We start from the raw sequence: 7,995 nt of genomic DNA on the forward strand, positions 1-7,995 counted from the left end.
CCCATGAGCTTGATCGCGTTCATAGGGCGAAGAAGGCGCACGAAAAAGGTACATGTATTACGGGGGGCATTCTGGAAAAAATCATCGAAAACCGTGGCCACCCGGCGCGTGAAGCACTAATCTGGAACAACCTGTTCTTCGGTCCGTCTCGCCGCAAGGCCGTGAAGATGCGACCAGACTGGGAAGCAGGCAACTCGCCATTGTTCCTAAGTCCCGAGATCATCGATGAGGTGATCAAGTACGTGTCCATCCCCAAGGACATGGCTGAAGGGGTGCGCCAATTCGCCAAGCAGAAAGCGGCCGGGAAGGCGAAGGCGGAGCAGACTGCAACGAAGGCAGCGAAGCCCAAAGTCAAACAGCCGGGGAATGCAGGCTAAAGGGGCCTTCAACGACAGCAGTACGACTTACGTGCGGCCGCCCAGGGTCGGAAGCGGCCGTCACAGAGTCAGGCGCCCTCGGGTGGAGGCCAATCTGCACTCGGCCCGTCCGGCTAATCGATGTTGGCAAAGCAGGACCTGCCGACGGTTCACGGCGAGGACGATGTCTGCTTAGGGTCGAGAGCGGACCTGCGCTCCCCTGATGACCGTCCCTTATCGACGACTCCGCGCGCCATGGCGTCCAGCCCGCCGACGCCAGGGACCCACACGGCGGACGCTTTTCCCTAACCCACGGCACTCATCCGAATAATCGGGTGGCAGTCACTGCTACAAGCTCACCCTGGTGACGCGCTCCTGCTAATTCCACCTCACTGGGTTGGCGCGAGCCGTCGCCGCCTGCAATGGTGGTGGCCCCATAGGGCGCGCCGCCGGCGACTTCGGTAAGCACACTCAGGCCGGGGTGGCTGTAGGGCAAGCCCACGATGACCATGCCTAGATGCAGCAGGTTGGTGATGATCGAGAAGAGTGTCGTTTCCTGGCCACCATGCTGGGTCGCGGTGGAGGCGAAGGCGGCACCGACCTTGCCATTGAGCGCGCCGCGCGCCCACAGGCTACCGGTGCGGTCGAGGAAGGCGGCCATCTGCGAGGACATGCGACCGTAGCGCGTGCCGGTGCCGACGATGATCGCGTCGTAGTGCTCCAGTTCGGCCGAATCGGCGACGGGAGCGGCCTGGTCCAGTTTGAAGTGTGCCTTGTGCGCGACCTCTTCCGGCACTGTTTCCGGGACGCGGCGGACATCCACCTGCGCACCGCCCTTGCGTGCCCCGTCGGCCATGGCATAGGCCAATGCCTCGATGTGGCCGTACGCGGAATAGTAGAGAACGAGCACCTTCGCCATGGCGGTCTCCCGATTGATGTGGCCACATGCCGTGGTGTGCCCCATGGCAAACCAGGCTGTGGGAACGCTAGCCGTGACGGCATTCGCGCGCTTGCACGATCGGTGCGGCGTTTGACCAATCCGCGCCTTCCGCGATGGCGCTAATTGGCCTGCCAGAACGGCCAAGCAGCCGTCCATTTGTTCAATCCCGCGGAGCACCCACGGCCTAGCCTGAGCTCACCAACAGGCACGGGATCACATATGAAAGCAGATGTCTCTATGGCGGCTGTTCCGTCGGGATATGCCTTTTCGCAGCTCTATGTCGGAGGGACCTGGCGCAGCGGGCACACCGGCGAGGAGCTGGACGTGCGCGATCCCTATTCCGGCCAGAGCGTGGCGCGCATCAGCAAGGCGGACATGCGCGACGTTGAGCTGGCCTATCGTTGCGCGCAATCGACCCAGCCAGGCTGGGCCAATGCGCTGCCAGTGCAGCGTGCGGATGTGTTCCGGCGCGTGGCGCAGGTCATGGAACGGCGGCACGGGGAAATCGTCGACTGGCTGATCCGCGAATCAGGTAGCACGCGGACGAAGGCGGAAATCGAATGGGGGGCGGTGCACGCCAGCATGCTGGAAGCCTCCACCCTGCCCTCGCGACTGGAGGGCCAGATCCTCGCCGGCGACTACCCGGGCAAAGAAAACCGTGTCTATCGCGTCCCCGTCGGCGTGGTCACGGTCATCAGCCCGTGGAACTGGCCGCTCCACCTAAGCGTGCGTTCGGTGGCCCCTGCGCTTGCGCTGGGCAATGCGGTGGTGCTCAAGCCGGCATCCGAGACGCCCGTGACCGGAGGACTGCTGATCGCGCGGATGTTCGAGGAAGCCGGTTTGCCGCCGGGTGTGCTCAATGTGCTCGTCGGCGACAACCAGACTATCGGCGACGGCCTCGTGCAGCATCCCGTGCCCCGGGTCGTCTCCTTCACCGGGTCCACCCGCGTGGGTCGGCACATCGGACAGTTGGCGGCCGCCGCGCCGACGATCAAGAAGGCGATGCTGGAGCTGGGCGGCAACGGCCCGCTAGTGGTATTGGATGACGTCGACCTGGACCACGCGGTGCACCAGGCCGGTGTGGCGAAGTTCCTGCACCAAGGACAGATGTGCATCGCGGCCAACCGCATCATCGTAGTGGCGCCGATCTACGAGGCCTTCGTTGACCGCTTCCTGGCCTATGCCCGGACTTTGAAGGTCGGCGATCCCAACGACCCGGACACGGTCATCGGCCCGATCATCAGCCGGCGCCAGCTGGACAGCCTCAACGTGATGGTCGACATCGCGAAGACCGAGGGCGCACGTCTGCGCCTCGGGCAGCCGGCCCAGGGCCTGGTGCTGCCGCCGCACGTGTTCGACCGGGTGACTCCCTCGATGGCGCTGGGACGCCACGAGATCTTCGGCCCGATCGCTCCGCTGATGCGCGCCGGCGACGAGCACGAGGCGTTGCAGATGGCCAACGACACCGAATACGGCCTGACCAGCGCGGTGCTGAGCGGGGACACCTACCGGGCGGAACGCTTTGCGCAGGGCGTCCAAGCCGGCATGACCCATGTGAATGACATCACCGCAATCGACATGCCTGCCCTGCCCTTCGGTGGTGAGAAGAACTCCGGGATCGGACGCTTCGGCAGCACCGGCATGATCCAGGCGTTCACCCGGGCGCATTGGATCTCGATCCAACACACGCGCTCGGCCTATCCGTTCTGACCGCCATGGAGACTCGAGCCTTACGTATCCTGTACGGCTGCCTGCTCGCCCTCCCTGCGGTAGTGTCGGCCGCCGAAGCGCAGCGTTGGTTCATACGCGGAGGTGCGGCCTACGCCGACTTCCACGCCAGCGCACAGGCTGCGATCGCGGGCCAGCAGATCCCCGGCGGAAGCGCCACCGTGCGCCACAACATCGGCGTGGCGTTCGAAGGCGGCTACTACATCGCACCGAACTGGTCCGTCGCACTGACGCTCGGGGTACCGCCCACGGCCAAGATCTATGGCGAAGGAAGCCTAGCCTCGGCGGGCAAGCTCGGCGAGGCCACGTACGGTCCGTCAGTGCTCGCACTGCAGTACCACTTCCCTACCGGGAGCCGATGGCAGCCCTACATCGGCGCCGGCCTGAACTACACCGTGATTCTGGATACGAACGATGCCGCCATCCGTAACCTGGGCGTGCGCAACGGCTCGGGCTCGGCGTTGCAACTGGGCGTGGAGTACCGCCTCAACGACCGCTACGCACTGTTCGTCGATGCCAAGAAGATCTGGGTGGCCGTGCGCGCCACCGGATGGGCGCAGGGACCGGGCGGCCTGGTTCCCGCGACCGCACGCGTCACGTTGAACCCTGTCATCTACAACGTGGGCGTTTCCTTCCACTTCTGACACGAGGTTTTACGCATGAAGATTAAGCGAAGCGCATCAGTGGTCTGGCAAGGCGGCTTTCCGGCAGGCATGGGGAACATCTCCACGCAAAGCGGGGCGCTGCGCTCGTACCCCTACGGCGTGGCCAGCCGCTTTGAGGGCCAGCCCGGAAGCAACCCGGAAGAGCTGATCGCGGCGGCGCACGCCAGCTGCTTTGCCATGGCCTTCGCGCTCGTGCTGGGCGAAGCGCGCTACACGCCCAGGCAGCTGTTCGTCTCCGCCGAGGTTGCGCTGGAGCAGCAGTTCAACGACTTCGAGATCACATCGGTGGATCTGTCCATGCGTGCGGAGATCGACGGCATCGACGCACAAACTTTCGAGCAGTTGGCGGATCAGGCCAAAGCCAAGTGCCCGGTCTCGAAGCTGCTGCGCGCCAGGATCACCCTTGACGCCGCCCTGGCGTCGGCCGCGGCCGGATAGGAGGCAAGCCGCCTACCGCGGGAGCGCGCCCTGCGCGCGACCATGAGCCCCCGGCATGGTCGCGCGCAGGGCCAGCTCAGTGTCCGACACAAAGTCATACGCGACCCGGGACACCGCCATCCCTGCGCCCCCCCGCAACCTCGTGCGTCAATCAATGGCCCACCACGGGCAACTGCGCCAGTGGCGTCGCGCCCGACGCGGGCAGGGGCAGCTTCACAGGCTGGTTCAGCCCGCTGATGGCCCAGACCAGCAAGGTAGCCGGTTCCGTCGTGCTGGCGTTGCGCGAGACCAGGTGATGGACGCCCGGCGTTTCGTACCAGCCCTCGCCCTGTCGGTAGGTGCGTGGCGGCTGGCCCTCCAGTTGCGAGACCACGCTGCCTTGCGCCACGTAGGCGAACACCGATCCCGGGTGCATGTGCGCATCGGACGACTGGCCAGGCTTGTAGCTGACCACCACCATGCGAACGACCTTGCCCGGCAGTTCCGGGATGGCCTGCTGCATCACCGGCATGATGGCCTCCTGTGCCCGGGGCTCGTGAGCGAAAGCCGGGCCGACAAGGCCCAGTGCGATACCAGCCAGCAGCACGGCGCTGCGTGAGGGCGAAATTTTCATCGTGGTTCTCCAATGGCGCTGCCTGCGCACGTGACGTGTATGGCAGCCTGGTGGTGGGATCAGACCTGCCCCGCGCCGCCGTCAACTGCAAGCTCGGCGCCGGTGACGAAGCTGGCCTCGTCCGATGCAAGGAAGACGGCGGCGCGCGCGATTTCCTCGGGCAGGCCCATACGTCCGAGCGGGACAGTGGCGGCCAGTTCGCGCTTGAGCGGATCGACCGCTTGCGGGCTGCCGGCCAGGCCCTCGAGCCCGGGCGTATCGATCGGCCCCGGGCTGATCACGTTGACCCGGATGCCTCGCTCCTTCAGATCCACGGCCCAGCCGCGCGCAAAGGCGCGCACCGCCGCCTTGGTCGCGCTGTACACGCTGAAGGCGGGCACGCCCCGCGAGGCGACGATGGAGCCGGTGAGGATCACCGAGGCGCCCCGCCGCATCAGCGGGAGCGCCTTCTGCACGGTAAACAGCAGGCCCTTGACGTTGGTGTCGAAGTGACGGTCGTAATGCGCCTCGTTGATCTCGCCCAGTCGGGCGAACTCATAGAAGCCGGCATTGGCGTAAAGCACATCCAGGTGCCCGCGCTCGCTCGCGATTTGCGCGTAGAGCCGATCCAGATCCTCCACGCTGGCGGCGTCAGCCCGCACGGCGGTGACCCTTGGGCCGAGGGCGGTCGCGGCATCATCCAGCTCCTGCTGGCGTCGGCCGGTGATATAGACGCTGGCGCCTTCCATCGCGAACGCGCGCGCCGCTGCGAAGCCGATGCCGGCGCTGCCGCCGGTTACAAGGGCTGTTTTTCCTTCGAGTCTCATGATCGTGTTACCGGGTCGTTATCGTTGCCGCTTGCTGAAAAAGAGGTGCTGTAGGTGGCCGAACGGAAGCCCACCATTGCGGTTGCCACTCCGGTGCCGTTGGGCAAAGGACGGCCATCGCATGCTGGCGTACCTGCCCTGCGGGGCGATTGATCATTCCTGCCACGGTTGGCATGTCCCGCTCGATGTCCCGTCGGCACCTTCCCGAGCTCGCGGGAAAGTTCCCGAGGAACCGGCCGGACGTCAGAACGGCAACCTGCCGATCGAGGCACCGCCGTCGACGTAAAGCGTCTGCCCAGTGATGAAGCTCGCCTCCTCCGACAGGAGGAACGTGATCGCGGCTGCCAGTTCCTCGGGCCTACCGAAGCGGTTCATCGGTACCGAGGAGAGGTAGCGCTTCTCTCCCTCGCTACCGGGCGGGTTGTTCTCGCGAAACAGCACCGTTTCGGTGGGACCGGGCGAAACCGCGTTGACGGTGATCCCTGTGCGAGCGAGTTCCAGCCCCCACGAACGGGTGAAGCTGACCATGGCACTCTTCGCCGCCGCATACGAAGTGCGCTCGATCATGCCCAGGATGGTGAGACTGGCGATGTTGACGACACGGCCCCAGCCGCGCTCGCGCATGCCCGGCAGCAGCGCCTGCACGGTCTGCACCGCCGGGTGCAGGTTGAGCGCGAGGGTGGCGTCCAGCGTGGCGAGGTCCACCTCGCCGATGCGATCCGGACGGACCAGCGCAACGTTGTTCACCACGCCGTCGAAGGCGTGGCGCGCGGTCAGTTCGCCCAAAGTCCGCTCCGTGGCGAGGCGATCGGAAAGGTCCAGCGAAACCAGCTCGCCGGGAAAGCTAGCGTCGCCGCCTTGGCGGGCGATACCGATAACCCGGTGCCCGGCTCGAGCCAGCCGCTCGGATAGCGCGCGACCGATACCCTTGCTAGCCCCGGTGACCAGGAAGGTGCGGGATGTCATGGTTTTCTCCTGCGGGTGTGAGCGCCGGCCAGCGCCGGCGCGCGGGAATGGGCGTCAGAGCTGGCTCATGCCGCCGTCGATGACGATCTCGCTGCCGACGATGAACGCCGACTCGGGCGAGGCCAGGTGCAACACGGTGGCGGCGACTTCCTCCGGACGGCCGAAGCGGCCCAGCGGAACCTGCGCCTGGATCTGCGCGGCGGTCGCCTCCAGCGTTTCCGCATCCATGCCGAGCTTGCCGTACAGCGGCGTGTGGATCGGTCCCGGGCTGACCACGTTCACCCGCACACCCTGCGGCAACAGCTCGGCCGAGAGCGTCTTGGCCAGCGAAATCAGCGCGGCCTTGCTGGCGGCGTAGACCGACGAGGCCGGCATGCCGATGTGTGCATTGATCGAGCCGTTGAGCACAATCGACGCGCCGCTGTTGAGCTGCGGCAAAAGCGATTGCAGCTGGAAATAGGCACCCTTGACGTTGGTGTCGAAGCTCAGGTCCCAGAGCGACTCGTCGACCTCGGCGAATGGCGCAAACCTCGCCGTACCGGCATTGAGGAACACGGCATCGAGCTTGATGCCCATGCCGAGCAGCGTGGCGCCGAGTTCGTGCGCGTCGCCCATATGGCTGGCGTCGTTGCGAAGTGCGACGGCGCGTGTACCGAGCTCGGAGGTGGACTGGCCCAGCGCCTCTGCGTCGCGGCCGGTGATCACGACGCGGGCGCCCTCGGCGGCGAATGCACGGGCGACGGCCAGGCCGATGCCGCTGGTGCCGCCAGTGACGAGGACGTTCTTGCCTTCAAAGCGATTCATGGTGTGTCTCCGTAGGGGGGAGTGGTAGGGAGTGGATGCCATCCTGATCCCCTCCCCCGCACTTGCCGTACCATCGCTTCGACGCACTCGTTCGAAGAGGCCGAACATGTTGTCGGAGGACGAACTGGCTCTGCTGGAGGCGATCCGCGAGACCGGCAGCCTGTCGCGTGCCGCAGCGCGACTGGGCAAGGCGCCGTCGACCATTTCCCATGCCGCTCGCCAGCTGGAGGCGCGTTTCGACGCCCTGCTGTTCGATCGCCGGCGCTACCGACTGCAACTGACGCCGGCCGGCCACCTGCTTGCGCGGGAGGCGGCACGGCTGAGCCTGGACGTGTCGCGCCTGACCCAGCGGGTTAGGCAGGTCGCCAGCGGCTGGGAAGACCGCCTGTGGATCGTCACCGACGAGATCCTGGAGATGGAACTGCTGCTGCCGGTGATCCGTGCCTTCGACGCCTTGGGTTCCGGCGTTGCCCTGCGCCTCACGCACGAGGTGCTGGGTGGGACTTGGGAAGCCCTGCGCGAAGGTCGTGCGGACCTGATCGTGGGCGCCACCAACGAGCCACCGGCAATCCCGAAACTTCGCTGGTTCGAACTGGGCTCGATGGACTGGGTGTTTGCTATCTCGCCACGGCATCCATTGGCCAAGGCGCCCGAACCGCTGGAGCACGACATCATCACC

10 protein-coding genes are annotated in these 7,995 nt (G+C 66.0%); 5 read left to right on the plus strand and 5 right to left on the minus strand.

The genetic code is table 11. The features are described from left to right. Nucleotides 1-377: hypothetical protein (locus VFH59_RS00630; RefSeq protein ID WP_325162949.1), on the plus strand; the 377-nt coding region annotated here is incomplete at its 5' end. A gap of 298 nt (nucleotides 378-675) precedes the next feature. Here the strand turns inward: VFH59_RS00630 and wrbA are convergent. After that, the gene (wrbA, locus tag VFH59_RS00635; RefSeq protein ID WP_325162950.1) at nucleotides 676-1,275 is read right to left on the minus strand and encodes an NAD(P)H:quinone oxidoreductase; all 600 of its coding nucleotides are present in this window, start codon (nucleotides 1,273-1,275) and stop codon (nucleotides 676-678) included. A 258-nt stretch (nucleotides 1,276-1,533) separates the two neighbouring features. Between wrbA and VFH59_RS00640 the strand changes: the two genes are divergently transcribed. From VFH59_RS00640 to VFH59_RS00650, 3 genes are read left to right on the plus strand one after another with little or no spacing between them, the layout of a single operon-like run. Continuing rightward, nucleotides 1,534-3,006 carry an aldehyde dehydrogenase family protein gene (locus VFH59_RS00640; RefSeq protein WP_325162958.1) on the plus strand — a complete coding sequence of 491 codons (1,473 nt, stop codon included), beginning with the start codon at nucleotides 1,534-1,536 and terminating at the stop codon, nucleotides 3,004-3,006. Between the two features lie 5 nt (nucleotides 3,007-3,011). Beyond that, on the plus strand, nucleotides 3,012-3,668 hold the full coding sequence (locus tag VFH59_RS00645; RefSeq protein WP_325162951.1) for an OmpW/AlkL family protein: 657 nt from the start codon (nucleotides 3,012-3,014) through the stop codon (nucleotides 3,666-3,668). A gap of 15 nt (nucleotides 3,669-3,683) precedes the next feature. Next, on the plus strand, nucleotides 3,684-4,127 hold the full coding sequence (locus tag VFH59_RS00650; protein WP_325162952.1) for an OsmC family protein: 444 nt from the start codon (nucleotides 3,684-3,686) through the stop codon (nucleotides 4,125-4,127). A 151-nt stretch (nucleotides 4,128-4,278) separates the two neighbouring features. Here VFH59_RS00650 and VFH59_RS00655 read toward each other — a convergent pair whose 3' ends face one another. From VFH59_RS00655 to VFH59_RS00670, 4 genes are all read right to left on the minus strand, one after another. Next, nucleotides 4,279-4,740, minus strand: a complete 462-nt coding sequence (locus VFH59_RS00655; protein WP_325162953.1) for a cupin domain-containing protein — start codon at nucleotides 4,738-4,740, stop codon at nucleotides 4,279-4,281. Nucleotides 4,741-4,799: 59 nt separating this feature from the next. After that, the gene (locus VFH59_RS00660) at nucleotides 4,800-5,546 is read right to left on the minus strand and encodes a glucose 1-dehydrogenase (RefSeq protein ID WP_325162954.1); all 747 of its coding nucleotides are present in this window, start codon (nucleotides 5,544-5,546) and stop codon (nucleotides 4,800-4,802) included. A 243-nt stretch (nucleotides 5,547-5,789) separates the two neighbouring features. Then, complete coding sequence (locus VFH59_RS00665) at nucleotides 5,790-6,512, minus strand: SDR family oxidoreductase (RefSeq protein ID WP_325162955.1); 723 nt, start codon at nucleotides 6,510-6,512, stop codon at nucleotides 5,790-5,792. Between the two features lie 54 nt (nucleotides 6,513-6,566). Continuing rightward, on the minus strand, nucleotides 6,567-7,316 hold the full coding sequence (locus VFH59_RS00670; RefSeq protein WP_325162956.1) for an SDR family oxidoreductase: 750 nt from the start codon (nucleotides 7,314-7,316) through the stop codon (nucleotides 6,567-6,569). A 106-nt stretch (nucleotides 7,317-7,422) separates the two neighbouring features. Between VFH59_RS00670 and VFH59_RS00675 the strand changes: the two genes are divergently transcribed. Next, nucleotides 7,423-7,995 (plus strand): LysR family transcriptional regulator (locus VFH59_RS00675; RefSeq protein ID WP_325162957.1); only part of this gene is annotated, 573 nt, incomplete at its 3' end.

The organism is Frateuria sp. (assembly GCF_035695185.1).
Taxonomy (GTDB): Bacteria; Pseudomonadota; Gammaproteobacteria; order Xanthomonadales; family Rhodanobacteraceae; genus Frateuria_A.

Bases quoted from the DNA above. Each gene is read 5' to 3' on its own strand.
- wrbA (WP_325162950.1), bottom strand. From the start codon at position 1,275: ATGGCGAAGGTGCTCGTTCTCTACTATTCCGCGTACGGCCACATCGAG.
- VFH59_RS00640 (WP_325162958.1), top strand. From the start codon at position 1,534: ATGGCGGCTGTTCCGTCGGGATATGCCTTTTCGCAGCTCTATGTCGGA.
- VFH59_RS00645 (WP_325162951.1), top strand. From the start codon at position 3,012: ATGGAGACTCGAGCCTTACGTATCCTGTACGGCTGCCTGCTCGCCCTC.
- VFH59_RS00650 (WP_325162952.1), top strand. From the start codon at position 3,684: ATGAAGATTAAGCGAAGCGCATCAGTGGTCTGGCAAGGCGGCTTTCCG.
- VFH59_RS00655 (WP_325162953.1), bottom strand. From the start codon at position 4,740: ATGAAAATTTCGCCCTCACGCAGCGCCGTGCTGCTGGCTGGTATCGCA.
- VFH59_RS00660 (WP_325162954.1), bottom strand. From the start codon at position 5,546: ATGAGACTCGAAGGAAAAACAGCCCTTGTAACCGGCGGCAGCGCCGGC.
- VFH59_RS00665 (WP_325162955.1), bottom strand. From the start codon at position 6,512: ATGACATCCCGCACCTTCCTGGTCACCGGGGCTAGCAAGGGTATCGGT.
- VFH59_RS00670 (WP_325162956.1), bottom strand. From the start codon at position 7,316: ATGAATCGCTTTGAAGGCAAGAACGTCCTCGTCACTGGCGGCACCAGC.